The sequence below is a fragment of the Nocardia sp. NPDC052316 genome, from assembly GCF_044547795.1.
Classification (GTDB): Bacteria; Actinomycetota; Actinomycetes; order Mycobacteriales; family Mycobacteriaceae; genus Nocardia.
Genome location: NZ_JBIUBB010000001.1, coordinates 871,891 through 897,829, shown reverse-complemented (window position 1 = coordinate 897,829; position 25,939 = coordinate 871,891). Strand labels below are relative to the sequence as shown.

General features: G+C 68.3%; 23 protein-coding genes. 14 read left to right on the top strand and 9 right to left on the bottom strand.

Annotation, left to right across the window (positions count from 1 at the left end; translation table 11 throughout):
• The first annotated feature begins 49 nt into the window (after positions 1-49).
• The 4 genes from ACIHA7_RS04165 (at position 50) to rsmA (ending at position 4,548) form a co-directional block, all read left to right on the top strand.
• Entirely contained in the window at positions 50-877 is an 828-nt protein-coding gene (locus tag ACIHA7_RS04165; protein ID WP_397285369.1) for a TatD family hydrolase, read from the top strand.
• A 191-nt stretch (positions 878-1,068) separates the two neighbouring features.
• Entirely contained in the window at positions 1,069-2,196 is a 1,128-nt protein-coding gene (locus tag ACIHA7_RS04160) for a transglycosylase family protein (protein WP_397285367.1), read from the top strand.
• Positions 2,197-2,415: 219 nt separating this feature from the next.
• Positions 2,416-3,582 (top strand): alpha/beta fold hydrolase, encoded by a 1,167-nt coding sequence (locus ACIHA7_RS04155; protein WP_397285365.1) that lies wholly within the window; start codon positions 2,416-2,418, stop codon positions 3,580-3,582.
• A gap of 84 nt (positions 3,583-3,666) precedes the next feature.
• On the top strand, positions 3,667-4,548 hold the full coding sequence (gene rsmA, locus ACIHA7_RS04150) for a 16S rRNA (adenine(1518)-N(6)/adenine(1519)-N(6))-dimethyltransferase RsmA (RefSeq protein ID WP_397285363.1): 882 nt from the start codon (positions 3,667-3,669) through the stop codon (positions 4,546-4,548).
• Positions 4,549-5,180: 632 nt separating this feature from the next.
• Here the strand turns inward: rsmA and ACIHA7_RS04145 are convergent.
• The 3 genes from ACIHA7_RS04145 to ACIHA7_RS04135 form a co-directional block, all read right to left on the bottom strand.
• Positions 5,181-5,387 carry a heavy-metal-associated domain-containing protein gene (locus ACIHA7_RS04145; protein ID WP_397285361.1) on the bottom strand — a complete coding sequence of 69 codons (207 nt, stop codon included), beginning with the start codon at positions 5,385-5,387 and terminating at the stop codon, positions 5,181-5,183.
• Positions 5,388-5,489: 102 nt separating this feature from the next.
• Complete coding sequence (locus tag ACIHA7_RS04140) at positions 5,490-6,305, bottom strand: CPBP family intramembrane glutamic endopeptidase (RefSeq protein WP_397285358.1); 816 nt, start codon at positions 6,303-6,305, stop codon at positions 5,490-5,492.
• 68 nt (positions 6,306-6,373) lie between these two features.
• Positions 6,374-6,982: a TetR/AcrR family transcriptional regulator gene (locus ACIHA7_RS04135; protein ID WP_397285356.1), complete on the bottom strand. Its 609-nt coding sequence runs from the start codon at positions 6,980-6,982 to the stop codon at positions 6,374-6,376.
• Between the two features lie 77 nt (positions 6,983-7,059).
• Here ACIHA7_RS04135 and ACIHA7_RS04130 point away from each other — a divergent pair, with 77 nt between their 5' ends.
• From ACIHA7_RS04130 to ACIHA7_RS04120, 3 genes are all read left to right on the top strand, one after another.
• Positions 7,060-7,812, top strand: coding sequence for an SDR family oxidoreductase (locus tag ACIHA7_RS04130; protein ID WP_397285354.1), 753 nt, complete (start codon positions 7,060-7,062; stop codon positions 7,810-7,812).
• Positions 7,813-7,888: 76 nt separating this feature from the next.
• Positions 7,889-8,824 (top strand): 4-(cytidine 5'-diphospho)-2-C-methyl-D-erythritol kinase, encoded by a 936-nt coding sequence (locus ACIHA7_RS04125; protein WP_397285352.1) that lies wholly within the window; start codon positions 7,889-7,891, stop codon positions 8,822-8,824.
• Positions 8,825-8,983: 159 nt separating this feature from the next.
• Positions 8,984-10,774, top strand: coding sequence for an ABC-F family ATP-binding cassette domain-containing protein (locus ACIHA7_RS04120; protein ID WP_397285350.1), 1,791 nt, complete (start codon positions 8,984-8,986; stop codon positions 10,772-10,774).
• Between the two features lie 75 nt (positions 10,775-10,849).
• Here ACIHA7_RS04120 and ACIHA7_RS04115 read toward each other — a convergent pair whose 3' ends face one another.
• A complete protein-coding gene (locus tag ACIHA7_RS04115; protein WP_397285346.1) occupies positions 10,850-11,737 on the bottom strand; it encodes an Abi-alpha family protein in 888 nt (295 codons plus the stop codon).
• Entirely contained in the window at positions 11,728-13,050 is a 1,323-nt protein-coding gene (locus ACIHA7_RS04110; protein ID WP_397285344.1) for a hypothetical protein, read from the bottom strand. Before ACIHA7_RS04110 ends, ACIHA7_RS04115 begins: the two co-directional genes overlap by 10 nt.
• A 343-nt stretch (positions 13,051-13,393) precedes the next feature.
• Here ACIHA7_RS04110 and ACIHA7_RS04105 point away from each other — a divergent pair, with 343 nt between their 5' ends.
• On the top strand, positions 13,394-14,287 hold the full coding sequence (locus ACIHA7_RS04105; protein WP_397285342.1) for an Abi-alpha family protein: 894 nt from the start codon (positions 13,394-13,396) through the stop codon (positions 14,285-14,287).
• 382 nt (positions 14,288-14,669) lie between these two features.
• Complete coding sequence (locus ACIHA7_RS04100) at positions 14,670-15,200, top strand: nuclear transport factor 2 family protein (RefSeq protein WP_397286498.1); 531 nt, start codon at positions 14,670-14,672, stop codon at positions 15,198-15,200.
• Here the strand turns inward: ACIHA7_RS04100 and ACIHA7_RS04095 are convergent, their stop codons facing one another.
• Positions 15,201-16,820: a peptide chain release factor 3 gene (locus ACIHA7_RS04095; protein ID WP_397285340.1), complete on the bottom strand. Its 1,620-nt coding sequence runs from the start codon at positions 16,818-16,820 to the stop codon at positions 15,201-15,203.
• 303 nt (positions 16,821-17,123) lie between these two features.
• Here ACIHA7_RS04095 and ACIHA7_RS04090 point away from each other — a divergent pair, with 303 nt between their 5' ends.
• On the top strand, positions 17,124-17,738 hold the full coding sequence (locus tag ACIHA7_RS04090) for a 50S ribosomal protein L25/general stress protein Ctc (protein ID WP_397285338.1): 615 nt from the start codon (positions 17,124-17,126) through the stop codon (positions 17,736-17,738).
• A gap of 22 nt (positions 17,739-17,760) precedes the next feature.
• Complete coding sequence (gene pth / locus ACIHA7_RS04085) at positions 17,761-18,342, top strand: aminoacyl-tRNA hydrolase (RefSeq protein ID WP_397285336.1); 582 nt, start codon at positions 17,761-17,763, stop codon at positions 18,340-18,342.
• Between the two features lie 47 nt (positions 18,343-18,389).
• Here the strand turns inward: pth and ACIHA7_RS04080 are convergent, their stop codons facing one another.
• Both ACIHA7_RS04080 and ACIHA7_RS04075 read right to left on the bottom strand, forming a co-directional pair.
• Positions 18,390-20,036, bottom strand: a complete 1,647-nt coding sequence (locus ACIHA7_RS04080; RefSeq protein WP_397285334.1) for a fatty acyl-AMP ligase — start codon at positions 20,034-20,036, stop codon at positions 18,390-18,392.
• 251 nt (positions 20,037-20,287) lie between these two features.
• Positions 20,288-20,941 carry a lysophospholipid acyltransferase family protein gene (locus ACIHA7_RS04075; protein WP_397285332.1) on the bottom strand — a complete coding sequence of 218 codons (654 nt, stop codon included), beginning with the start codon at positions 20,939-20,941 and terminating at the stop codon, positions 20,288-20,290.
• A gap of 105 nt (positions 20,942-21,046) precedes the next feature.
• On the opposite strand from ACIHA7_RS04075, the gene ACIHA7_RS04070 reads away from it, so the two are divergent.
• Positions 21,047-21,610: a TetR/AcrR family transcriptional regulator gene (locus ACIHA7_RS04070; protein ID WP_397285330.1), complete on the top strand. Its 564-nt coding sequence runs from the start codon at positions 21,047-21,049 to the stop codon at positions 21,608-21,610.
• A 108-nt stretch (positions 21,611-21,718) separates the two neighbouring features.
• Here ACIHA7_RS04070 and ACIHA7_RS04065 read toward each other — a convergent pair whose 3' ends face one another.
• Complete coding sequence (locus ACIHA7_RS04065) at positions 21,719-22,903, bottom strand: aminotransferase class V-fold PLP-dependent enzyme (protein WP_397285327.1); 1,185 nt, start codon at positions 22,901-22,903, stop codon at positions 21,719-21,721.
• A gap of 202 nt (positions 22,904-23,105) precedes the next feature.
• On the opposite strand from ACIHA7_RS04065, the gene egtA reads away from it, so the two are divergent.
• Positions 23,106-24,440 (top strand): ergothioneine biosynthesis glutamate--cysteine ligase EgtA, encoded by a 1,335-nt coding sequence (gene egtA, locus ACIHA7_RS04060; protein WP_397285325.1) that lies wholly within the window; start codon positions 23,106-23,108, stop codon positions 24,438-24,440.
• A gap of 151 nt (positions 24,441-24,591) precedes the next feature.
• Positions 24,592-25,938, top strand: a complete 1,347-nt coding sequence (gene egtB / locus ACIHA7_RS04055; protein WP_397285323.1) for an ergothioneine biosynthesis protein EgtB — start codon at positions 24,592-24,594, stop codon at positions 25,936-25,938.
• Position 25,939: the final 1 nt, after the last annotated feature.

Here is a 25,939-nt window from a genome sequence, read left to right as displayed (position 1 = left end):
CGGCTACCGCGGCCCGGTCTGCCGATGCCGCTGAGCACGGCGGTGTCCGATGAGTAACAAGCGCCCCGCGCCGGACCTGCCGGAGCCGCTCGCCCCCATCGTCGACGCGCACACTCACCTCGATGCCTGCGGCGCCACCGACGCGGCGTCCACCGCGGTTATCGTGGACCGGGCCGCCTCGGTCGGGGTGGGCCAGGTGGTCACCGTCGCCGACGATCTCGCCGCCGCGCAGTGGGCGGTGCGGGCCGCGCACTGGGATTCCCGCGTCTACGCCGCCGTCGCGTTGCACCCGACCCGCGCCAACGCGCTCGACGAGGCCGCGAAGGCCGAACTCGAGCGTCTCGCCGAGGACCCCCGCGTGGTCGCGATCGGCGAGACCGGCCTGGACTACTACTGGCCGGGCAAGCTCGACGGCTGCGCCGACATCGAGACGCAGATCGAGGGTTTCCGCTGGCACATCGACCTGGCGAAGCGGCTGCGCAAACCGCTGATGATCCACAATCGCGAGGCCGACCACGATTTGCTGACGGTACTGCTGGACGAGGGCGCGCCGAATACCGTTATCTTCCATTGCTTCTCGTCGGACACCGCGATGGCGCTGGCTTGCGTGGCCGAGGGGTATGTGCTGAGTTTCTCCGGCACGGTGAGTTTCAAGAATGCGCATGAGTTGCGCGAAGCCGCCAAAGTGGTGCCGGATGAGCTCATTCTGGTCGAAACGGACGCGCCCTATTTGACCCCGCATCCATTCCGTGGTGCGCCCAATGAACCGTATTGCTTGCCGTACACGGTGCGCGCGCTGGCGGAACTACGCGAACAGGACCCCGCCGAATTGGCGAAGATCAGCACGGCGAACGCGCGGCGCGTCTACGGCATCTAGTCGAACCGCTATTTTTCGGCTTTTGGAGTACCCGTAAGGGGACTGGATATGTCGAGTGTGGCCTAGATCACTATGTAGGTCACATTTCGTGATCAACCTGCGGCGTCGATATCTTTTCGTGATATTGATAGCTCCAGCTGAAGCCAGTGAAGGTTGTCTACCCCCAAACCCCTCGTTATCGTACTGTGACCATGTCCCCATTCACGAGGATCAACCAGTCTCGCTCCCCGCTGCTGTACGTAGCGGTCGGCGCGTTGCTGATGACGCTGATCGTCGGCGCCGGGCTCGCGATCGTGAACCGCAAGACGGTGACGGTCGTCGTCGACGGCGAGAAGCGGATCGAGACGACCATGTCGCTCGATGTGCGCGGGGTGCTGCGAGCCGCCGGTTTCGCGGTGACCGAGCGCGACCGGGTCGCCCCCGGGCTGGCCGCGCGGATCGGCGACGGCGCCACCATCACGCTCAACCGGGCGCGCGAGGTCCAGCTGATGGTCGACGGCCAGGCCCGCAAGGTGTGGACCACCGGCCTCACCGCGGGCGAGGCGCTCGAGCAGCTGAGCCTGCCGAGCGAGGTGTACGTCTCGCCTGCGCGCACCGAGAAACTGCCGCTGGAGGGTGCCGCGCTGAAAGTCGCGACGCCGCGGGCGGTCTCGCTGATCGACGGCGGCGGCGCGCCGGTCGACCTCCGGTTGGCCGCGCCGACCGTTGGCGAATTGCTCACGGTCGCGGGCATTCCGCTGATCGAGCAGGACACCGTCGAGCCCGCCGCGTCCACCCCGCTCACCGACGGCACCCGCATCACGGTGACGCGCAAGCGGATCGAGCAACGAACGGAGACGCTGCCGCTCGACCCGCCGGAGAACGTGATCGAAGACCCGACCATGAACATGAGCCGCTCGGTGGTGGAGACCCAGGGCGCGCCGGGCGTGCAGGACGTCACGTTCGCGGTCACCATGGTCAACGGCGCCGAGGTGGAGCGTAAGCCGATCGCCTCGACGGTGACGGTGACCGCGCAGCCGAAGACCATCCGCAAGGGCGCCAAGCCGGGCACCGAGGTGCCGCCGGTGCGCGACGGAGCGATCTGGGACGCGCTGGCCCGGTGCGAGTCCACCGGTAACTGGAGCATCAACAACGGCAACGGTTACTACGGCGGCATCCAGTTCGACCAGAGCACCTGGGAACGTCAGGGCGGCCTGAAGTACGCTCCCCGCGCCGACCTCGCGACCCGCGAAGAGCAGATCGCCATCGCGGAGGTCACCCGCGCCCGGCAGGGTTGGGGTGCCTGGCCCGCCTGCACCAGCCGCCTCGGCCTCAGCTGAACCGCCCTTGCCGCATAACATTTGATTCCCCGCATGGAGATCGGCTCCGATTCTCTGTGCGGGGAATCTGTGCGTCCGGGGTGATGGCGGTTACTCGACGGAGCCCCTTCGTGTTGCCTTCGATTCGCTGAGCGGCCACGGCGAACTGGCAATATTCCGCTGATCTGTACACTCGTCCAGGTTTGTGACGGTGTGGGTCGGGTCAGTGAGGTGTGGTCGATGAGGGTTGTTCAGGTGTGCCGGCGTGCGGTGGTGGTAGCCACGTTGTCGGCCAGCGTCGCGTTGTGCGTGAATGTCGCTCCGGCACACGCGGAGACGCCGGGGACGCTGATCTCGGTCGCCGCCCAGCCGGACGGCTGGCACGGGGTGTCGGGCGGCTCGGTGGTCGAATACTGGATGCGCGGATCGGATGGATCGCCGCGCCAGGCCAGCGGCGCGCTGTTCGTTCCGCAAGGCACGCCGCCTGCGGCGGGCTGGCCGGTCGTCGCCTACGACCACGGCACCAGCGGTCTCGGCGCAGGCTGCGGCGGGCAGTCCGATCCGGCGGGCCATCCCTATCAGCAGATCCGGTCCAAGGAGGACCAGCTGATCCAGCGCCTGCTCGACCAGGGCTTCGCCGTCGTCGCGCCGGACTACCTCGGACTCGGCCGCTTCGACACCGGCCCGCACCCGTACCTGGAGATCGCCTCCGAGGCCACCGCCACCATCGACCTGCTGCGCGCCGCCCGCACCATCCACCCCGAACTGTCCCGGACCTGGGCCGTGCTCGGGGTGTCGCAGGGCGGGCAGGCCGCGCTCGGCACCGGCCATCTGCAAGCCACCTACGCGCCCGACCTGGACTTCCGCGGCACCATCGCGATAGACCCCGAATCCGATGTGGAGAAGGTGCTGCCGCTGGCAGGCCCGGACATCCCCACGGTCCGCGGCGGTGACGGCGCGATGAGCTTCTTCGTCAGCATCCTGGCCGGTCTGCGTGCCGCCCGCCCCGACGTGGATGTCGACCAGTACCTCACCCCGCAGGGCCGCGAGGTCCTGGACAGTATCGGCACCCTGTGTCTGGACGGCATCACCGAGCGCGTGCGCGGACTGGGCGTCGGCGACCTGCTCGCGAAGCCGCTCGCCGACGAGCCCATCCGCTCCGCCCTCGACCGCTACCTAACCGTGCCGACCTCCGGCTACGACGCCCCGATCCTGTTGCTGCTCAACATCACCGATACCGTCGTGCCCTCCCCGCTGCACGCCGCACTCGCCGCCCAGTTCGCCGCCAACGGCGTCGATTTCCAGACCGTCACCGGCACCGGCAAGCACACCCAGCTCAACCCGCCGATGTGGGCGGCCATCGATTCCTTCCTCGGCCGCATGAAGGCATCGGCACCGCAGCGGTAGTGCCACGGCCTGCGGCGCACGCCTGCCCCCGCGACGAGGCCAGGTTTGCGCAGGGGCGATCCCGGAGGTTGATAGGTTCTTCAGGTGTCCGAACCTGAAGTTGCCGCTCGTGGGAGTGCCGCGCTGCTGGGACCCGCCGAAGTGCGGGTGCTGGCCGAGCGGCTCGGCGTGCGGCCGACCAAGCAGCTCGGGCAGAACTTCGTGCACGATGCGAACACGGTGCGCCGGATCGTCACGGCGGCCGGGGTCGGGCGCGACGATGTGGTGCTCGAGGTCGGGCCCGGTCTCGGCTCGCTGACGTTGGCGCTGCTCGACGTGGTGGATTCGGTCGTGGCCGTCGAGATCGATCCGGTGCTCGCCGAGTATCTCCCGGTGACCGTCGCGGACCGGGCACCCGAACTGGCCGACCGGTTGACGGTCGTCGAAGCGGACGCGCTGCGGGTCGCCGCCGCCGACCTCCCTGCGTCGCCGACTGCGCTGGTGGCGAACCTTCCGTACAACGTGGCGGTTCCGGTGCTGCTGCACCTGCTGGCCGAACTGCCGAGCATCGCAGTGTCTTTGGTGATGGTGCAGGCCGAGGTGGCGGACCGGCTCGCGGCCGCGCCGGGCAGCCGCATCTACGGCGTGCCCAGTGTGAAGGCTGGCTTCTTCGGCACCGTCCGGCGCGCGGGCGCCGTCGGCACCCAGGTCTTCTGGCCGGTCCCGCGCGTCGATTCCGGCTTGGTCCGCGTCGACCGCTACGCCGAGCCGCCGTGGTCGATGGACGAGGACCATCGCCGCCGCGTCTGGGAGGTCGTCGACGCGGCCTTCGCGCAACGCCGTAAAACCTTGCGCGCGGCGTTGGCCGGTTGGGCCGGGTCACCCGCCGAAGCGGAGCGTCGCCTCGTCGCCGCCGGTATCGCCCCTACGGCGCGCGGTGAAACGCTCGACACCGCCGCGTTCGTTCGCCTCGCTGCCCAAGCCTGAGAACATCGTCCGCGGGGAGCGCCACGAGATAGGCGTACTGGTCGGTTTGTGTTGCGGCCGAGGCGAATACGAGCGCGGCGATTTTGCATCGGCAACGCGTTCCATCGGCCATTCCTAGTGATGCAGATTGTGGATAACGGCATTTTGCCTTTGCGCCGCGCTGTTGATCCCCGCGATGGCGCCGTCGATCCGATTGTGCTTCTTCACGATTCGCGCGGCGCGGTAAGCGCAGGTCACACCATCTATCGACGGTTCGGTCGATGGTAGACCTGTGAGTGTGGACCGCAGTGCCCGTCACCCTGACATGGTGTGGCATCGGATGTGGATGGGGCTGTGGATGATTCGACCATGGTGTCGTCCATGGTGAACGCCGCGGTGTGCACTGCGCCGCCGGGGGAGAAGTCTAGATCGGGCTGATATGCGCTCGCACTCGGGGGTCTACGCATGGGACGCGACCTCGAGTGCGACCGATCTCGCCTACTTGCTGACCTGCGTCGTGTCGATCGTTTCGGCTTCCTGTTGTGCTGGATGCGAGGCCGGACGGCCGGTGTGCCGTCCGACCTCGCTATCCGAAAGTGCAGGGCTTCGGCCGGATTCGGCGCACGAGGCTGCGAACTTCCGCCTGCCCTGTATCAGACGGCGACCTGGTAACCCGCCTCGTCCACGGCGGCGACGATCTCGGAATCGGCGATCGGTGCCGCGCTGTCGACGGTGACCGCACCGCTGGCGAGATCGACATCGACACTGGTGACGCCGTCGATCTTGCCGATCTCCGTCTTGACGGAGCTCACGCAGTGCCCGCAGGTCATCCCCGTGACGGTGTAGGTGGAACTGGGCATCTCCGACTCCTTCGCTCATTTTCCATCATACGGGCCGGGGGTACCCCGACATGAACGAACATACCCCCCAAGGGTATCTGACGCAAGCGTTGATACGACGGTTCAGCGGGCCCGCCACGACCGTACTGCCAGGGTCGCCGCGGTCGCGACAACAGCACCCACCGCTATGAACACGACCTGTGGACTGCCGAGCGTGTCGTCCCCCGCGGTCAGATAGATCCCGACATTGATCAGCCAGTGCCCCACCGCCGCAACCAGAATCCGCTGCAAGCAGCTACCGGTGCCGAAGCTGCCGAGCAGTACCGCGAACGCCATCGCCGAGACGAAGAACGACACGGCGACCACCGGACCGGCACCGAATGCCTGCACGTGCCACAGCGCCCATGCCGCACCGGTCACCGCGATGGCCACGAACCGGTGCACCCGCAATTCCAGCAGCGGTTGCAGCACGCCGCGCCACCCGATCTCCTCACTGGTCGCGCCGACGAGCTGTATCGCGAAGAACGCCGCGAAGGGCACACCCCCGACGCCGACGGGCCCGATCGGATCGTGTCCCGCGAATGTCATTGCCCCGGCGATCAATAACCCGCACAGCAGGCAGGCAGCCAGAACATATCCGAGATTCACCCGCACTTGCCCGGCAGGCACGGGCGCCGGAAGCAGTGGTCCCACGACCTTGCCGCCTGCGAGCCAGGTGGCCAGCGCACCGAGCACCGGACCGAATTGAACCAGTGCGAGCGCCGCCGGGTCGATGCCCGAAATCGGTTGTAGCGCAAGCATCGCCGCGGAGCCGAGCAGGGTGGCCAGGACGTATAGCCCGATCAATGCCGCGAAGATCCGGCCTGCCGGTGCGGAAGCCTGCCGCTGCGGCCGCGTGCCGATGGCCGGTCCTACGGGTATTTCGGGCTGATCTATCACCGGTTGATCGTCACACGGTGCCGGTGCTCTTCCTTTCATACTTCAGGGCCATTTATCGCGCCGCGACCTCATCCTTCCGGTGTCGTCGCTGCCCAGCCGTGCATCGCCAACTCGGCAACCTTCTCCAGTTCCGCTCGGCTCGCCCCGTCCCGCGCGGCTTGCGACATCCCCTGCATGACCGTGCCGATGTAGCGCGCCAGCGTCGCCGCGTCGACGTCGGTGACGAGCGCGCCCGCATCGATATCGGCCTGAATCCGTTCCTTGATCAAGCCGAGGTTCCGCTCGCGCAATCCGCGCAGCATGTCGGCGATCTCGCCGCTCGTCGTGTTCACGCCCGCGCTCATCACCAGGCAGCCGTGCGGGCAGTCGGGCCGGGTGTACTCCGCCGCTCCTTCGCGCAGGAACCGCCGCACCGCCGCCTCGGCTGTCGGCTCCTGAGCCAACGCGCGGGCGATGAATTGGCCGTATTGCGCGCCGAAGGTCTGCACGGCCTCGTTGAACAGCGTCGCCTTGTCGCCGAAGGCCGCATAGAGACTCGGCGCGCCGATACCCATCGCGGCGGTGAGATCGCCGATCGAGGTGGCCTCGTAGCCGCGCGCCCAGAACAGCCGGGTGGCCTTGTCCAGTGCGGCCGCTCTATCGAAGGAGCGTGGCCTGCCTCGGGTGGAGGTGCTCATGAAAACATTCTATAGCGATCGCTAGATAATGTGCTAGCGTCTCATTCTGTAGTGATCGCTAGAGAAAGGGCCGCATCATGGGCGCACTGACAGGCAAGACCGCACTGGTAACCGGGGCCAGCCGGGGCATCGGCCGCGGCATCGCCGAACGACTCGGCCGGGACGGCGCGCGGGTGGCGGTTCACTACAACGGCAACGAGGAGGCGGCCAAGGAAACCGTCGCCGCGATCGAGGCCGCGGGCGGCTCGGCCTTCGCCATCCGCGCCGAACTCGGCCTACCCGACGACGCCGCGGCACTGTGGGCCGCCTTCGACGCGCACGCGGACGGGGTGGACATCCTGGTCAACAACGCCGGCATCGACGGCATCCGTGAGCCGATCGCCGGCACCGACGAGGCCGCGTTCGATCGCGTCTTCGCGGTCAACACCAAGGCGCCGTTCTTCGTGACCAAGCTCGGCCTGGACCGGATGCGCGACGGCGGCCGGATCATCAACATCTCCACCGGCCTCACCCACGGGGCGCACATGCCTGCGCTGATCGCCTACACGATGACCAAGGGCGCGATCGACGCCATGACCAGCGTGCTGGCCAAGGAGGTCGGGGCCCGCGGGATCACCGTGAACGCTGTCGCACCCGGTGTGATCGACACCGACATGAACGCGCACTTCTTGAACGATGCCGAGACCGTGGCGACGGTGTCGCGCATGTCGCCGCTGAACCGGCTCGGCCAGCCCGCCGACGTGGCCGATGTGGTCGGCTTCCTCGCCTCCGCCGACGGGCGCTGGGTCACCGGGCAGTGGCTCGACGCCACCGGCGGTGCGCTGCTGTAACCATCCGATTCAGCTCGGGTGAAAGCCCGATATCGGGGGGCGCGACGGCCGGAACCACCCGTTAGGCTTGGGCACCGTGCTGTCAGTTGTGCCGAAACCCATCACCGTGCGCGCCCCGTCGAAGGTGAACCTCCATCTCGGAGTCGGTGACCTGCGCGCCGATGGGTTCCACGACCTGACAACCGTGTTCCAGGCGCTGTCGCTGAGCGACGACGTGGAGATCGCCCCCGCGGGGTCGCTGGCTGTGCGGGTCTCCGGCGAAGGCGCCGCCGAGGTGCCCACCGACCGCAGCAATCTGGTGTGGCAGGCGGCGGTCCGGCTGGCGCATCTGGCCGGCCGGGCGCCGCTGGTGGAGTTCGCCATCGTCAAGGGCATTCCGGTGGCGGGCGGAATGGCGGGCGGCAGCGCGGACGGCGCCGCGGCGCTGGTCGGACTCAACGAACTGTGGGATCTGGGGCTCACCCGCGACGAGCTCGCCGCCGTGGCCGCCGAGCTCGGCAGCGACGTGCCGTTCGCGCTGCACGGCGGCACCGCGCTCGGCACGGGGCGCGGCGAACGACTGCTTCCGGTGTTGTCCCGCAATAGTTTTCACTGGGTGCTCGCGCTGGCCAAGGGCGGATTGTCCACCCCGGCGGTCTTCGCCGAACTCGACCGGCTGCGCGAGCACGGCACGCCGCCTCGGCTCGGCGAACCACAACAGCTGATGCAGGCCTTGGCCTTCGGCGACCCGAAACAGCTGGCCCCGCTGCTCGGTAACGACCTGCAGGCGGCCGCCTTGTCACTGAAGCCGGAGTTGCGCCGGACCTTGCGCGCCGGCGTCACCGCGGGGGCACTGGCCGGTCTGGTCTCCGGCTCCGGCCCCACCTGCGCGTTCCTGTGCGAAAGCGAGGAGTCCGCGGTCGCGGTGGCGGCGGAGCTCGCGGGCGCCGGCGTCTGCCGCAGCGTCCGGACCGCGAGCGGCCCCGTCCCCGGCGCCCGCGTCCTCGGCGGCGAGGCCCCGGGTAAGCGCTGACGAGTGGTGCGCTCCGGCTACTACTGATTTCGTGAGTACATGGGTAACTCGCCGGGTACGCCCAAAGCTTGATCACGTACTCGGCCGCAGGCCCGCGACGGGAGTTGAGTAGGCTCCTACGGCCGGCAAAAGACGCGGAGAGGCGGGCTAGCAGGATTCATGTCCAACCTGATCAACCTCGAGCAGGTCTCCAAGAGTTTTGGGATCACGCCGCTGCTGGACAACGTATCGATGGGCGTCCACGCGGGCGAGCGCATCGGAGTCGTCGGTCTGAACGGTGGCGGTAAGACCACACTGCTCGAGGTACTCACCGGGCTGGAGCCGCCGGACAGCGGGCGCGTCAGCCGAGTCGGCGGGCTGCGGATCGCCACGGTGACGCAGCGCGGCGTGCTGCCGCCCGGCTCGACGGTGGGCGACGTGGTGCTGGCCGGTCTGGCCGATGACGCGATGACCGACGATGTCGCCGAGCACGAGTGGGCGGCCAATCCGCGCATCCGGTCGGTGATGGAGGGTATCGGCATCGCCGGGCTCGGCCTGGAAACCTCCATCGACAATCTCTCCGGCGGCGAGCGGCGCCGGGTTGCCCTGGCCGCCGCGCTGGTCCGCGAGCTCGATCTGCTCGTGCTCGACGAGCCGACCAACCACCTCGACGTCGAAGGCGTGCAGTGGCTGGCCAAGCATCTGCTCAACCGGCGTAGCGCGCTGGTGGTTGTCACCCACGATCGCTGGTTCCTCGACACCGTGGCCACCAACACCTGGGAGGTGGTCGGCGGCAAGGTGGAAACCTACGAGGGTGGCTACGGCGACTGGATCTTCGCCCGGGCCGAGCGCGCCAGGCAGGCCGACGCCTCCGAGGCCCGCCGGGCGAACCTGGCCCGCAAGGAGCTGGCCTGGCTGCGCCGCGGGGCCAAGGCCCGCACCTCCAAGCCGCGCTACCGGGTGGAGGCCGCCGAGGCGCTGATCGCCGATGTGCCCGCGCCGCGCGACAGTGTGTCGCTGGCCGCGTTCGCGCGAAAGCGCCTGGGGCGCGTGGTCATCGAGCTCGAGGACACCACCCTCACCACGCCGGACGGCCGGGAGCTGGTGCGCGACTTGACCTGGCGGCTCGCGCCGGGGGAGCGGGTCGGCCTGGTCGGGGTGAACGGCTCCGGCAAGACCACCCTGCTGCGCACGCTGGCCGGTGAAACGGAACCGGCGGCGGGCAAACGCATTCAAGGCCAGACGGTGCAGATCGGCTGGCTGCGTCAGGAACTCGACGATCTGCCGACCGATATGCGCGTGCTGGAGGCGGTGCAGCAGGTCGCGCAGCGAATCATGCTGGGCGACAAGGAGATCTCGGCGGGTCAGCTCGCCGAGCGGCTCGGCTTCACCCCGGCCAGGCAGCGCACCCCGGTCGGCGATCTGTCCGGTGGCGAGCGGCGCAGGCTGCAGCTGACCCGCATCCTGATGGCCGAGCCGAACGTGCTGCTGCTCGACGAGCCCACCAACGACCTGGACATCGACACCCTGCAGCAGTTGGAGGATCTGCTCGACAACTGGGCAGGCACCCTGGTCGTCATCAGCCACGACCGCTACCTGATCGAGCGCATCTGTGACTCCACCTGGGCGCTGTTCGGCGACGGCAAGCTCACCAACCTGCCCGGCGGAATCGACGAGTACTTGAAGAAGCGTGCCGCGCAGGGTGACGCCGTGGCACGGTCGGGTGCCGCCGACACCAAGTCCGCGCCGGTGACCGACGCCGCGACCCAGCGGGCCGCCCGCAAGGAACTGTCGAAGCTGGAACGGTCCATCGAGAAGTTCGACGAACGCGAGCGGCAACTGCACGCCGCGCTGGCCGAGGCCGCGACGGACCCGGACAAGCTGGTCGAGCTCGGGGCCGAGCTCAAGCAGGTCATCGCGGAAAAGGAAGCCGCAGAAGAACGTTGGATGGAACTGGCCGAGGACCACTGACCCGCTGATCGCTCGGGTCCGGCGGATGGCACCAGTGCCGCGGAGCCTTCGTGTGGCCGGCAGGCAACGGGGCGGTCAGTGCCCGGCGGCGCGATCGTCCTCGATCGCGACCGGCAGGCAGGTCCGCACGAAATCGCCACCGAACCCGGTGAGCGCCACGCTGCGGTAGACGACCTTCGTGCCGAACCCGGACCGCTTCAGCAGCTCACGCACCGGCCCCTGCGCCTCCAGCAACTGGTATCGGTGCGGATTGCCGACCGGTTCCCGCGTGTGCTCGACCAGTCCGAGCCTGCGCAGGTTGGTCAGGTACTGCTGAATCCGGTTCGGAAAGCGCAGTCCGGCCTGCTCGCCGACCAGCGTCAGCATCGACCCGACGCGTTCGGCGCCGAGCGCGCGCGGGCGGCCGGTCCGGATGTCGATCGAGGGCTGCGGGCCGTCCAGGCGCAGGAAGCGCAGGATCCTGGCCTCGTCGGGAGTCAGCTCGGCCAGCATGCCCGCGAACGCCGGATGGTTCTCGTCGTCGCCGTGCGTGCTCGCCGACAGTCGCAGCAGCGCCGCACCTTGCTCGCGCAGCGTGGGAACCGCTTGCGCGGCAGTCTCGTTCGGCGCTTCGGGAAAGCCGAGCGCCCGGCGCACCCGGTCGCGCACCTCGGATTCGGCCTCGGCCAGTACTTCTCGCGGCGGCACGCCCTGGATGCTGCGTTGCACGACCGTCGAGGTGACCCCGACCGCCGTGCCGACACCCCAGGCGGTCGCACCGGTCACCGCGGACCAGGCCACCCTGGCCACGCCGGTCGCCGCGCGTACCCCGGCGATGGGATAGGCCACCCGCGAAGGTGATTCGTCGTGGCGTAAGACTTCGCTGTCCGGCCGTCGCGCCAGCTCGGTCGACGGCACGGCGGCCGTGGCGGAGTGCTCGACGGCCCCGGCATCGTCGCCGGGGTCGGATTTCGCTACAGCCATGTGGTCGCCACTCCTGTTCCGAATATCAGAATATGAGCGTATCCGGCGAACAGGCCCAGCACGCCGCCATGGAGAAAAAGCAGCCACTCGTCTTGCTTGATGGCCGATCTCAGCATGTCGACGAAGTCCGGCGGCCGCAGCGCCGCCATCTGCTTGGCGATGTAGGAGTTGATCTGCCTGCCCTGGCGGATGTTGAAGTCCGGGTCGGCGAAGGCGATCGGGGCGATGGCCATGGCCTCGGCGGTGAAGGTGTCCTGCAGCGAGTCGTAGTCGCGGCTGCCGAGCATGAACTTGACGGCGGGCCTGGCCGGGCCGAGCGCACGGTCGGCGGCGGGGCGCAGGGTGTCCTCGAGCATCTGGATGGTGCGGTCCGAGCGTGGGCCGTTGAGCAGCTCGTCGCCGATGTTGGCCACCGTTAGTACTTGACTGGATACCAATTCGGCGTAGCCGTCGGTGATTTCGGACTGGCGCTTGATCAGCAGACCCTGCCGCCACGGGCACCACCACTTCGGGTAGGCGGGCGCGAAGATCATATTGATGCCAACCCAGTTGACCACCCAGCCGATGATCACACCGCCGATCGGCAGCACGATCAGCGACGACAATCCGGTGAAATGCAGCACGGCAACCAGCACGACGCCCATCGGCGCGCCGAAGTAGAAGCCGAAGTTGACCATGAAGCGCAACTCTTTCGCACCGAGTACTTGAAACAGGGTGTTGAGCAGTTGCGGCCTGCCCTGGAAGTAGCGAATCACCATCTGCTTCACATCGAGCAGTTGATCAATATTCGCGCCTAATTCATCGGTCAGTTCGCGCAGAATATCCGGCAGTTGTTGCCGGACTCTGGCTTGGACCATGTCGCGTACTTGGCTCGGCAGGTTGTACCAGAGCTGTGGATGCTCCCGTTTGAGAATATCTTCGACGATCGTCTGGATCTGTTCGTCGGCGATGCTCGCGAGATGCTCGGCGAGCTTGTCCGGCTCCAACTCGCGATAGAAATCCGCGACACTTCCCAGTTTGGCCAGGCCCTTGTCGACCGCGATGCTCGCCATCTTGTCCGCGCGGGACGGGACGATGCCCTGCCAGCCGAATCTGCCGTCGTAACTCAGGAGCGGAAGTACCTGAATTCTTTTGGGCAGGAAGGGATACAGCGCGCGAAGACCGGGTAGTCGGACGCCATGGAAGGCAAGCGGTCGGAACAGCATGAGTACGCCGGTCCAGTTGGTGATGTAGCCGATGATTCCCGTGAAAAGTGGGATAGTCAGAAGCTCTAGGAGGATTGTCGGGTGGACACCGAACACACTCTCCAACACGACACCCTCCTGCCGACACACCGGTGACTGCCGCCTCACCGGAACATCAAGTTAGCACCATGTCGGCACCGGGACCTTATATGTGAGGGAGCGTAGCGAGCGAACCATGAACACAGCGTGTTCATCGCGCAACGGAGCCGAGCGCCAGCGAGGCGGAGTTGTGAGATGACCAGCGGGGTCCACCTCCAGTGCGCGGTGCCACAGTGTCGCACGCCGAGACATCGGTCACAGTGTTTGTGCGCAATGCCGCATCGGCCGGGTCCGACCGCGACAATGACCAGCGACACAGGGGGCAGTAATCTGTGGGGCGGGATTCGTTCACCTGGCGATATCGGAGTATGACGTGGCAAACGACAGGACCGGACAGGACATCGCCCGAGCCGGTTCCCGCGCCGTTGAGCGCAGCTCGGATGTCGAACAGCGGCAGATCAGCAACGAGGCGCGGCTGATTCGCGGCGTATTCCGTGCGGCCGGCGTCGCGGCGGGCAGTGTGGTGCGCGGCGGGCAGTGGGCGGTCGGCACCACCTACGAGGTCACCAAGGAGATCACCCAGGCCGCGCTGGACGGTGAGTCGTCCGCCGATATCGCCGAGCGAACCGGAAATGCGTTGCGCTCCATAGCCCGTAGCGCACTCGGCGTCACCGAGGGCTCGGTGCGCGAGATCGTCAGCTATGTGCCGACGCCGAACGGGCCAGGTAACAACAGCACCGCGCAGCAGCAGGCGCTGGCCGTCGGCTCGTATCTGCGTTCGGCGAGCATCGACGAACTACGCCGGCGCGGCGACGCACTGCTCGCTCGATCCGCCGACGTCTATTTCACCGAAGACGTGCACCCCGCCTACGACCGCATCCTCGACGAACTGGCCCCCGACGAGGCGCGCATTCTGCGCTTCATGGCGCAGAACGGCCCGCAGCCCTCGGTCGATGTGCGCACCAACCGCCCGCTCGGTATCGGCTCCGAACTCGTGCAGGGGGATCTGACCTCGGTGCCCGAGCAGGCCGGCGTCCGCTACCCGGACCGGTCCCGGCTCTACCTCATCAACCTCAACCGGCTCGGGCTGACCATGGTCTCCGACGACCCGGTGGTACTCAGCCGATACATGGTGCTCGAGGTGCAGCCGGTAGTCGAGGCGGCGCTGAAGAAGGCGGGCCGGGCACCGAAGATCGTGCGCAAGAGTCTGCGCCTGACCGAGTTCGGCGAGGACTTCTGCCGCACCTGCTTCACCATCGGGAACTGACGCGGGAATTCCCCGCATACCGCCGACATACCAGCTGAGAGCGGGTGTCGACGTCCGGCGTGGCGCGGTGGGCAACCGCGAACCACCGCCACGACGGGGGCGGTAGGCGGCGTGCGCCGAACAAGCGGACGCAGATGGTACAAATCTCCCAAATCATGAAGCTGCGGGGCTTCGGATGGGATTGTTAAGTATGGATCAGGGAACCGGCGGGCAGGGCCGCGGCGACCCGAGCGCGGGTGGTGGCGGGCAGGAACGGAACAACTCGGGGCGCGGCGCACAGCAGCGCGGCGACCCGACGATCGGCGTCGGCGGCCGGGTCACCGGGGTGAACGCAGGCGAGCAGCAGCGCCGCGAGGGCGAACGGCGCGTCGACGATCGCACACTGGACGACGTCACCGCGATCAGCCGGCTGAAGTTCCGCTACCTACGCACCCTCGACACGAAATCTTGGGATGACTTCGCCGACACCATGATTCCCGAGGCCACCGCCACCTACAGCGAATACCTGCAGTTCGAATCGCGCGACGCGTTTCTCGCGTTCATGCGCAACACCCTGGGTCCGCACGTCATCACCGAGCACCGCTGCGACCACCCCGAGATCGACATCGACGGTGACGCCGCGACCGGTACCTGGTACCTCGCCGACACCGTGCTCATCCCCGGCCACAACATGCTGCTCCGCGGCGCGGCCTTCTACTCCGACAAATATGTCCGCTGCGACGACGGCCGCTGGCGCATTTCGCATACCGGATACGAACGCACCTATGAGGTGGTGCTCTCGCTCAGCGACCTGCCGAGCCTGCGCCTGACGTCGAGCCGCTGGGGCCTCATCTCCCGCGAAGACGGCGTCATCTCCGCCGTCGAACGCGACCCGGGCGCGCCGCCCGTGCGGCGCGAACCGGAAGCCGGGTGATCAGTCCGCCGTCGCGACCAGTGGCTCCAGGGTCAGGCTCGGGAACTCCTTCTCGATGTACTGCAACCGCCACTTGTCGCTGAACAGCGCGAGCAACGCACCATCGCTGCGGGTGAACACCTCGACGCCGCGCTGCTTGCCGAGATCCTCCGCCGACGCCGCATCGGTGCGCCTGGCCAGCGTGTAGGGCAGGTTGTCCAGCTTGGTCTCGACATTGAACTCGGTCAGCATGCGCGCGGTGACCACCTCGAACTGCATCGGCCCGACGGCCGCGAGCACGGGGGACGCGTCGCCGCGAATGTCGTTGCGCAGCACCTGCACAACGCCCTCGGAGTCGAGCTGATCGATGGCCTTGCGGAACTGCTTGTACTTGCCCGCGCTCTCGGCGCGCAGCACCGCGAAGTGCTCCGGCGCGAACGACGGGATCGGCGGGAACTCCACCTTCTTGTCCACGAACAGCGTGTGGCCCGGCGCCAGCGCCGTCGCGTTCACCAGGCCGACCACGTCGCCCGGGTAGGCGGTGTCGACGGTGTTGCGCTCCCGGCCGAACACGGTCAGCGCGTATTTCGTCGCGAACGGCCTCCCGGTCTGCGCGTGCGTGACCACCATGCCGCGCTCGAACTCACCGGACACGATCCGCATGAACGCCAGCCGGTCCCGGTGCGCGGCGTCCATGCCCGCCTGCACCTTGAACACCACCGCGCTGAACGGCTCGGTGACCTCGCGCGCGCCGCCGTGCACGTCCGGGCGCGGACCCGGCGCGGGTGCCAGCGACACCAGCGTCTCCAGCAGCTGCCGCACCCCGAAATTCAGCATCGCGGAGGCGTAGATGACCGGTGAGGTCTGCCCGGCGAGGAACATCTCCTGGTCGTGGTCCTGCCCGGTGGCCGAGAGCAGCTCGCTCTCCTCGACGGCGGTGGTCCACGCCTCGCCCTCGCGCGCCTCGGCCTGCGCCGGGGTCAGCGACTCCTCCGGTGCGATGGTCGCGCCACCGGCGGTGCGAGTGAAGTGGACGTATTCGAGCGGGGCGCCCTCCGCGCCGCGGCGCAGCAATCCGCGGAAGTCGCCCGCGATGCCGACCGGCAGGAACAGTGGCGTGGGGGTGAGCCCGATCCGCTCGCTGATCTCGTCGAGCAGCTCCAGTGGCGCCTGGCCCGGCCGGTCCCACTTGTTGATCACGGTAATGACCGGGATGCCGCGATGGCGGCACACCTGGAACAGCTTGAGCGTCTGCGGCTCCAAGCCCTTCGCGGCGTCGATCAGCATCACCGCGGCGTCGACGGCGGTGAGCACCCGGTAGGTGTCCTCGGAGAAATCGGAGTGACCCGGCGTATCGACCAGGTTGATCACGCTGTCGATATCGGAGCCCTCGGCGCGGTAGTTGAACTGCAGCGCGGTCGAACTGACCGAGATGCCGCGCGCCTTCTCCATCTCCATCCAGTCCGAGACGGTGGAGCGGCGGCCGGCCTTACCGTGGATCGCGCCTGCCTCGGAGATCATCCTGGCGTGCAGCGCGAGCGCCTCGGTGAGCGTCGACTTGCCCGCGTCGGGGTGCGAGATCACCGCGAATGTGCGCCGTCGGGAAACCTCGGCGGGCAATCCCTCAGGGGAGGCGGTCAACGGAACAACCTTTCACAGACGACCGATCGGCAACCGCTCTAATCTACGTGATCCCCCTGTCCCGACACGACCCGTGCCTGACCACCCGATTCAATCTGCGCATAACCATTGCGGTATGGTGTTCGGGTTGTCTCGGCGAGGGTGACCGCAGACTTGATTTTGCGTTCACCGTGATCGACGCGGCTCGGCTTCCGGCCGTCCCCGTTCGTTCTTCGTCGGACGAGTAGACCAATCAGCCAGGGCGGAAACAGACCCTGGCGCACTGTTGACAGCCCGGAACAGCCGTAGGGAGTAGATCCAGTCATGTCCGACGCCAACCTTCTCGAAGCCGCCGTACGCACCGAGTTCGGTAAGGGTGCCGCCCGCCGTACCCGTCGCGCGGGCAACGTTCCCGCCGTGCTGTACGGCCACCAGGCCGACCCGCAGCACCTCTCGCTCGACGCCCGCGCCTTCTCCGCCATTCTGCGCGAGCACGGCACCAACGCGGTGCTCAGCCTCGTCATCGACGGCAAGAAGCAGCTCGCGCTCACCAAGTCCGTTGTCGTGCACCCGATTCGCCGCTACATCGAGCACGCCGACCTGCTCATCATCAAGAAGGGCGAGAAGGTCACCGCCGATGTGAACGTCATCGTCACCGGCGACGCCGCGCCCGGCACCCTGGTCACCCAGGACGCCACCACCATCTCCATCGAGTCCGACGCGATGAACATTCCCGAGTCCATCGAGGTCTCGGTCGAGGGCGTCGAGGCGGGCACCCAGATCAACGCGGGCTCGCTCGAGCTGCCCAAGGGCGTCACGCTGAACGTCGACCCCGAGACGCTGATCGTCAACGTCATCACCGCGCCGCAGTCCGAGGCCGAGGTCGAGGAAGCCGCCGAGGCTGCCGAGGCCGCCGCCGAAGCCGCGAGCGCCGAGTAAGTACTCCGGTATCGGTTCTTCGATGACCGACGCCGCGACCGGGCCCGCGCTCGTTGTCGGACTGGGTAACCCAGGACCCGAGTACGAGCGCACCCGGCACAACGTGGGGTTTCTGGTCGCCGACGTGCTCGCGCAGCGCGTCGGCGGCCGTTTTGCCGTGCACAAGAAGTCCGGCGCCGACCTGCTGCAGGCCCGCCTCGACGGCCGCCAGGTGCTGATCGCCAAGCCGCGCTCGTTCATGAATCTGTCCGGGCGCCCGGTCGCCGCGCTGGCGAAATTCTTCTCCGTGCCGCCCACCGAGGTGATCGTCGTGCACGACGAACTCGACCTGCCCTTCGGTGAGATCCGGCTCAAGCGCGGCGGCGGCGAGGGCGGGCACAACGGCCTTCGTTCGGTGTCGAGCGCGCTGACCACCAAGGACTATCTGCGCACCAGGATCGGTATCGGCCGTCCGCCCGGCCGGCAGGATCCGGCCGACTATGTGCTCAAGCCGTTCACGGCGGCCGAGCGCAAGGAGATCCCGGTGATCGTGGAGCAGGCCGCCGACGCCGTCGAGCTGTTGCTGCGCGTCGGGCTGGAAACCGCGCAGAACCAAGTGCATTGAGCGCAGGCGCCCGTACCACCGACTCGGCGGTACGGGCGCAGTGCTGTTCAGCGCAGGTGCGCGGCGGTGGCGGCGCGGCGTAGCTTGCCCGAGGACGTCTTGGGCAGGGCACCGGGGCCGAGCACGGCGACGGTGCGCGGCCGGGAACCCACCTCGGAGAACACCGCGTGCACGATCTCGCGCTCGATCCGCTTGACCGCCTCGGGATTCTGGTAGTCGTTGCTCTCCACCACCACCGCGAAACTCTCCCGCTTCTGCCCGGCGTCCAGGCGCACGGCGACCGCGTTACCCGGCCGCACGCCGCTCACCCGGGTGGCGGCGCGCTCGATGTCGGTGGGGTAGATATTGCGGCCGCCCATGATGATGACGTCCTTGATCCGGCCGCACACCACGATCAAGCCCTCTTCGGTGAAGTAACCGATGTCGCCGGTGTCGAGCCAACCCGCGGCGTCCTGTGCCGGACGGAAACCCTCGACCGTGACGTAGCCGGAAGTGACCGCGGGCCCGCGTAACTCGATGACGCCGACCGAGCGCGGCGGCAGCGGCTGCCGCTCCGCGTCGACCACCCGACCCTCCAGATGGTCGACCAGGTAGCCCAGCGTGGGCAGCCTGCGGATATTGCCGGGATGCCCGTGCTCGTCGGGCACCGGAACGGCCTTGCCGAGCGCCTCGAGCAGGTCGGCGTCGATGACGTCGAGCACCTGACCGAGGCCGGGATCCGGAATCGACACGGCCAGCGTCGTTTCCGCCATGCCGTACACGGGGGTGAGTGCCATCGGGCTGAGCCCGAAGCGCTTTCCGGCGGCGGCCAGTGTCTCCATGGTATCCGGGTCGACCGGCTCGGCGCCGTTCCACATGTAGCGGACGCTGCTCAGATCGAATGCGTCGTCGTCGGCCTGCTTCAGCCTGCGGGCCAGCAGCGAGTACGCGAAGTTCGGTGCGGCGGTGACGGTTCCGCGATACTTGGTGATCAGCTCGGCCCACAGCAACGGGCGCATCAGGAAGTCCAGCGGCGTCACGCACACCACCTCGGCGCCTATTTGCATAGGGACGCTGAGGAATCCGACCATGCCCATGTCGTGGAACAGCGGCAGCCAGCTGATCATCACGTCGTCGTCGAGCTGGAATTTGACCCGATCGAACATGGCGTAGGCGTTGACGAAGAAGTTGCCGTGCGTGATCCGCACCGCCTTGGGCGACCCGGTCGATCCGGAGGTCAACTGCTGCAAGGCGATATCGTCCTCGGCGGTCGGCACCGGATCGGTGTCGGTGCCGTCGCGCAGCTGATCGATGCGCACCACCGTGATGCCGCGCTCGCGCAGCAGCGGTTCGGCCGCCTCGAACGGGGCGCCGAGCACCACCGCGCGCGCCTCGATCATGGTCAGCACGGTCTCGGTGTCGCGCGCCCAGACGACCAGATCGGTGCGCGGGGTCGGCTGGTGCAGCATGGTGATCGACGCGCCGCGCATCCAGATGGCCTGGCAGGCCGGTGCGATGTCGACCGGCATCCCCGCGAGCACACCGACCGCGTCACCGTGTCCGATGCCCGCGGCCGCGAGTCCACCGGCCATCCGCCGGGCGATCCGATGGATCTCGCCCCAGCTCTGGCGCAGCGGTGCGTTCGGTTCGCCGGTCACCAGCCCCCGGGTAGACGCCTGCGCCGTCGCATACATCTCGTCGGTGAACCTGCTCAACGTCAACTCCCTCATCACCAGCTTCGGGTCGCCTGCCGACCTCCATCAACTATCCCGCCATTCCGGCGTGGCGTTAACCCTTTTCCAGCGTGTCTGCGTTTGCTGGAGTGTCGCGGGTAACCCCGGGTGTGCGGTTCCGGACCCGTATCCGCGTGGCTGGGTCCGGAGCGCGCGTGGCTGTCCCCGCATGTTGTTTTAGGCTCGAGTGGCCCACCGATCGTCGGTGGGTAACCGACTGCGCCGTGGCAAGGTCAGCGAAAAGTGGTGGCGTACTGGTCGACGTAGTGGCGGCCCGCGCGGGTGGCGAGATCGCGCATCAGTTCGTCGGTCGCGGTGCGTGCGGTGTGGTGTTGCTCGGCGGGCAGGTAGTAGCGAGGGGTGCCGAAACTGATTCGTACCTTGCCGAAGCGGGGCAGTCGGCGGCCGCGGGGGTTGACGCGATCGGTGCCGGCGAGCACCACCGGGATCACCGGTGCGCCGGTCGCCATCGCCACTCGCAGCGTGCCGGTGCGGCCGCGGTACACCCGGCCGTCCGGTGAGCGGGTGCCCTCGGGGTGGATGGCCCACACGCCGCCCGCCTCGAGAATGCGGGTGGCGGCGGCGAGCGCGTCGGCCGCGGCGGTACCGCCGGTTCGGTCGACCGGCACCTGGCCCGTCGCCGAGAAGAACCAGCGCTGGAATCGGCCGCGCAGGCCGGTGCCGGTGAAGTACTCCTGCTTGGCCAGGAACGTGACGCGGCGGGGCAGCACCAGCGCCAGGTACAGCGAGTCGATCACCGCCAGGTGGTTGGCCGCGACGATCACCGGCCCGGTGCGCGGAACATGATTCAGCCCTTCGACTTCGGGTCTGCCGAGCACCCGCAGCACGGGGCCGAGCAAGACATGTTTGAAGAGCCAGTACCACACGGAGAACCTCCCGATCGGAATGTGTAGACACTGTCTACCGCATGGGTGTAGACAGTGTCTATACCCGGATGTGGAGGTCGTGTGGTTGCCGTAGACAATGTCTGCATGGTCGAGCGTGAAACCCTGCGGGACAGGCTGGTCGGGACGGGCGTCGACCTGCTGGAAGAGGTCGGCGCGGCGCAATTGGGACTTCGGGCGATCACGCGCGCCGCCGGTGTCTCACATGGGGCACCGCGCCGGTACTTTCCGACACATCGCGCGCTCCTCGCGGCCATCGCGGCGCGCGGGTTCGCCGATCTGATCGACCGGTTCGCCGCGGCCGACCCCGGTGGGTCCGCCCGAGATCGGCTGGCGCGCATGAGCGTCGAGTACGTCGAGTTCGCCGGTGCGCGGCCGGAGATGTTCACCCTGATGTTCCGGCACGACCTGCTCGAAGGGTCCGGTGAGAACCTCCGCGCGACCACGTTGCCGTTGTTCCAGGGGTTCGTGGTGCTCGTCACCGAGGCCGCCGACGCTGGATCCGCGGATGCGGCGGAGCGTGCGATCGCCCTGTGGACGAACCTGCACGGCATCGCCGCACTCCAGGCGAATCGGAGCCTGCGCCTGGTCGCGCCCACCGCCGACCTCCGCGCGCTGGTCGACCGTGCGCTCGAATTACATCTGGCCTGAACGCGATTCCGCCGCCACACGCAATCGAGCAGAGTCATCCGGTTGTCGGCCAAGGCCGCTCGTCGACCAGATGACCCTGCTCGACGAGCGCCTTTGTCCGGCAGGTGTTTACAGTGCGGCGACGGCGGCCACGAAACGGTCCAGCTCGTCGAAGCTCACGAAGCAGTGCGGGGAGGCGCGGACCACGGAGCGCAGCCCACGACCGGTCATGTCCAGCAGCGTCGAGCCCGCGCGGCTGACGGTCACCGTGACGTGCTGCTCGGCGAGCCGATCGCGCACCGCGAGGGAGTCGACGCCGTCGACGGTGAACGACACGATGCCGCTGTGCTGAACGCCGATGTCGCGCACCGTCACTCCGGGAATCTCCGGTAGCGCCTTGCGCAGGTGCTCGGCGCGGGCCGAGATGGCCTCGTACACATTCGCGGGGCCGAGCTCGAGCAGGTACCGCACGGCCGCGCCGAGACCGAGGCGGGCGGCCACATCGCATTCCCAAAACTCGAAGCGGCTCGCGTCGGGGGCGAGGCGGTACTCGTCCGGGGCGGTCCACTCCGCACTGTGCAGGTCGAGCCGCCCCGGCTCGATCGTTGCCGCCAATTCCGGTCGCACGTAGAGGAATCCGGTTCCGCGCGGCCCGCGCAGCCACTTGCGGCCGGTCGCGGAGAGCGCGTCGACGTCGAGTTCGGCCACATCGATCGGGAGCTGCCCGGTCGACTGGCAGGCGTCGAGCAGCACCAGCGCGCCGACCGAACGCGCGATCCTGGTGGCCTCGGCGGCCGGGTTCACCAGCCCGCCGTTGGTGGGCGCGTGCAGCACCGAGACCAGCTTGACCCGCTCGTCGACCAGCGTCGACAGCGCGTCGAGGTCGATCTGCCCGGTGCTGTCGCTCGGGATCTGCTCCACGGTGGCGCCGGTGGCCCTGGCGCGCTGCAAGGCCGCGATGGCGTTGCTGGCGTAGTCGGCCTCGGAGACCAGGATGCGGTCACCCTCGGCGAGCGGAATCGAGTAGAAGAAGTCGGCCCACGCGCGAGTCGCGCTGTCGCTCAACGCGATACTGGACGGTGCCGCGTTGATGAGCGTGCCGATCGCGGTCTTCACCGCGACGAGATCGTCGAGGCGCTCGTTCGCGGCGCGATAGCCACCGACCTCCGCTTCACGGCGCAGATGGTCGATGACGGTGTCCAGGACCACGCGCGGGGGCAGCGACGATCCGGCGCTGTCGAGGAACACCGGACCCGGCTCGGCACCGGACGCGCAACCAGGGGTGTCGGCTCGGACACGATCTTCAGCCAGCATGATTTCGACCTTAACCGGCGCCGCCGGGCGGGGTCTGTCCGTGCCTGGTCGGTCGCCAGTTCGGTTTCTTGTCGGTTTCTTGTCAGTGCCGCTCGCTACTCTGAATGGATGTCGCGAGCGGAATACACATCGGCCACGCGGCGATAACACATCGACGGCGGACACGAAACCACAGCGAATCGGACCCACAGTGGAGGTTGGTATGGCGGTCACGCTGGAGCATTCGGAGCTGGTCAGCCGGGTAATCCACGATGGTGAGCTCGGCTCGCGAGCCGCCGCCGAGGCGTATATCGGCGGTGTCTGCTTCAAGCAGGGGCCGCCGACGCTGATCGGCGCCGAGCTCGAATGGCTCACCGTGCAGGGTGAGTGTTCGGCGTCAGGCCCCTCGGCCGCCCCGCGTCCCCAGTTGACCGCTCTGGCGGACGCCCTCGGACCGTATGCACCGCGGTCCATCGCCCCCGATTCCCCGGAGTCGGCCTTACCAGGGGGCAGCCGGGTCACCATCGAACCCGGTGGCCAGATCGAACTATCCAGCGCACCGTTCGCTGATGCCGCGCAGCTGAATTCCTCGCTTCGCGACGATGCCCGCCTCCTGCGGGAACTTCTCGAATCTCGTTCCATCCGGACCGTTTCCGTCGCCGCCGACGCGGACCGCCGCCCCAAGCGGCTGCTCCAGCTCCCGCGCTACCGCGCCATGGAGCAGACCTTCGCCGGTATCGGCCCGTTCGGCAAACTCATGATGTGCAATACCGCGGCGACCCAGGTCAGCGTGGACGCGGGTGCCGATCGCGCCGATATCGCCGCCCGCTGGACCGCGCTCTACGCCATCGGCCCGGCATTGCTCGCCGCCTTCGCCTGCTCGCCCGCGCTGCGCGGCGCCCCGGCGGGGGAGTGGGCGTCGCAACGCATGCGGGCCTGGCTGCGGCTGGACAACGCCAGGACCCGGCCGCCGCTGATGGACTGGGCGGATCCGATCCACGGCTACAGCAGGTGGGCACTCGACGTACCGCTGCTGTGCGTTCGACGACCCGACAGTGATTCCCGCGCACCGGGTGACGGCGATACGGGGTGGTCGCCACCGCCGGGAGCGACCTTCGCGGACTGGCTCTGCGGCGCCCTCGACGACGAGGTCGGCCGCCGCCCCGACCGCAACGACCTCGACTATCACCTGACCACGCTGTTCCCGCCGGTGCGTGCGTCCGGGTACCTCGAGGTGCGATATATCGACGCACAGCCCGGCGACAGCTGGACCGTGCCGATCCACGTGCTCGACGCGCTAATGTCCAGCCGTGCCGTCGTCGCCGAGGCGACCGCCATCGCCGCACCGCTCGCGGGCCACTGGCTCGACGCCGCCCGCTACGGCCTGGCCGATCTGGACATCCGCGCGGTGGCGGTGCAGCTGCTCACGCTGGCCGCGGCCAGCGCGACGACGGACGAGGCGGTCCGCGAGATCGAAGCCGCCGCCGAACGATGTCGCAGCGGCCGGGGACCCGCGGCGGCCGGTGCCGGGGCGGACGGTCGCGGAGTCGTCTCGTGAATCGAGCGGCAGCGCGCCGACCGCGGCCGCCGCACGGCAGCGCCGAGCTGTCATCGGGTTCAGTCGTGCGAAGAGCCTGTCTGCATTGCCGATCCGGCCCGGCGCATCCCGCCCTGCCGAAGCCGACGCCGAACCAGCCACGGAGACCATCGTGACCATTCACCATCCGCCTGCCTCCGACGTTTCCGACACCGAGCGACTGCGTGACCGGATCGCCGAGGTACTGACCCGTGCCAGGCAGCGCACCCTCACCCTCACCGACTGCATCGACGAAGCCGAACTGGTGGCACAGCACTCGCGACTGATGAGCCCGCTGGTCTGGGATCTGGCCCACATCGGCAACCAGGAAGAACTATGGCTGGTCCGCGATGTCGGCGGCCGTGAGCCGGTGCGCGCCGACATCGACGAGTTGTACGACGCGTTCAAGCACGCGCGCTCGAACCGTCCCGCGCTGCCGCTGCTCGACCCCACCCAGGCCAGGGGATATGTCGGTACCGTCCGCGACAAAGTGTGGGATGTGCTCGACCACAGCGATTTACGTGGTGCGCCGCTGATCGAAGGTGGTTTCGCCTTCGGCATGATCGCCCAGCACGAGCAGCAGCACGACGAGACCATGCTGGCCACCCACCAATTACGCACCGGCCCAGCGGTATTGACCGCGCCCGCGGTGCCGATCGCGGCCACGCCCGTCACCGGCGAAGTCGTCGTTCCCGCAGGCGAATTCACCATGGGCACGTCCACCGAACCGTGGGCGCTGGACAACGAGCGGCCCGCGCACCGAGTTCGACTGCCCGGCTTCGCCATCGACGCCGCGCCGGTGACCAACGAGCAGTACCTCGCCTTCGTCGACGACGGCGGCTACGAGCGTCCCGAGTTGTGGTCCGAGCGCGGGTGGGCGCACCGGCAGGAGGCCGGCCTGGTCGCGCCGCAATTCTGGGAGCGCGACCCGGCCGGCCACTGGTGGCGTCGCGTCTTCGGCGTGCTGACGCCGCTGCGCCCGCATCAGCCGGTGGTGCACGTGTGCTGGTTCGAGGCCGAGGCCTACGCGAACTGGGCGGGCAAGCGGCTGCCCACCGAGGCCGAGTGGGAGAAGGCTGCACGGCACGACCCGGCCACCGGCGCCGACCGCCGATTCCCCTGGGGCGACGCCGAACCCGACGCGGCCACCGCCAATCTCGGCCAGCGCCACCTGGAACCCGCCGACGTCGGCGCCTATCCGGCGGGCGCGACCCCCGCCGGCGTGCACCAGCTCATCGGCGACGTCTGGGAGTGGACCGCATCAGGTTTCGATCCTTACCCGGGCTTCCACGCCTTCCCCTATCGGGAGTACTCGGAGGTGTTCTTCGGCGGCGACTACCGGGTGCTGCGCGGCGGCTCGTTCGGCACCGATCCGGTCGCCTGCCGTAGCACCTTCCGCAACTGGGACCACCCGATCCGACGGCAGATCTTCGCGGGCTTCCGGCTCGCTCGCGACCTGCGACCCGGGGAGGGCGAGTGAA

What these genes read in the sequence shown, in the direction of transcription:
- ACIHA7_RS04145 (WP_397285361.1), bottom strand. Translation starts at nt 5,387, where the DNA reads ATGCCCAGTTCCACCTACACCGTCACGGGGATGACCTGCGGGCACTGC.
- ACIHA7_RS04130 (WP_397285354.1), top strand. Translation starts at nt 7,060, where the DNA reads ATGGGCGCACTGACAGGCAAGACCGCACTGGTAACCGGGGCCAGCCGG.
- ACIHA7_RS04160 (WP_397285367.1), top strand. Translation starts at nt 1,069, where the DNA reads ATGTCCCCATTCACGAGGATCAACCAGTCTCGCTCCCCGCTGCTGTAC.
- ACIHA7_RS04070 (WP_397285330.1), top strand. Translation starts at nt 21,047, where the DNA reads ATGGTCGAGCGTGAAACCCTGCGGGACAGGCTGGTCGGGACGGGCGTC.
- ACIHA7_RS04165 (WP_397285369.1), top strand. Translation starts at nt 50, where the DNA reads ATGAGTAACAAGCGCCCCGCGCCGGACCTGCCGGAGCCGCTCGCCCCC.
- ACIHA7_RS04090 (WP_397285338.1), top strand. Translation starts at nt 17,124, where the DNA reads ATGTCCGACGCCAACCTTCTCGAAGCCGCCGTACGCACCGAGTTCGGT.
- ACIHA7_RS04135 (WP_397285356.1), bottom strand. Translation starts at nt 6,982, where the DNA reads ATGAGCACCTCCACCCGAGGCAGGCCACGCTCCTTCGATAGAGCGGCC.
- ACIHA7_RS04065 (WP_397285327.1), bottom strand. Translation starts at nt 22,903, where the DNA reads ATGCTGGCTGAAGATCGTGTCCGAGCCGACACCCCTGGTTGCGCGTCC.
- ACIHA7_RS04115 (WP_397285346.1), bottom strand. Translation starts at nt 11,737, where the DNA reads ATGGCTGTAGCGAAATCCGACCCCGGCGACGATGCCGGGGCCGTCGAG.
- ACIHA7_RS04155 (WP_397285365.1), top strand. Translation starts at nt 2,416, where the DNA reads ATGAGGGTTGTTCAGGTGTGCCGGCGTGCGGTGGTGGTAGCCACGTTG.
- pth (WP_397285336.1), top strand. Translation starts at nt 17,761, where the DNA reads ATGACCGACGCCGCGACCGGGCCCGCGCTCGTTGTCGGACTGGGTAAC.
- egtA (WP_397285325.1), top strand. Translation starts at nt 23,106, where the DNA reads ATGGCGGTCACGCTGGAGCATTCGGAGCTGGTCAGCCGGGTAATCCAC.
- ACIHA7_RS04120 (WP_397285350.1), top strand. Translation starts at nt 8,984, where the DNA reads ATGTCCAACCTGATCAACCTCGAGCAGGTCTCCAAGAGTTTTGGGATC.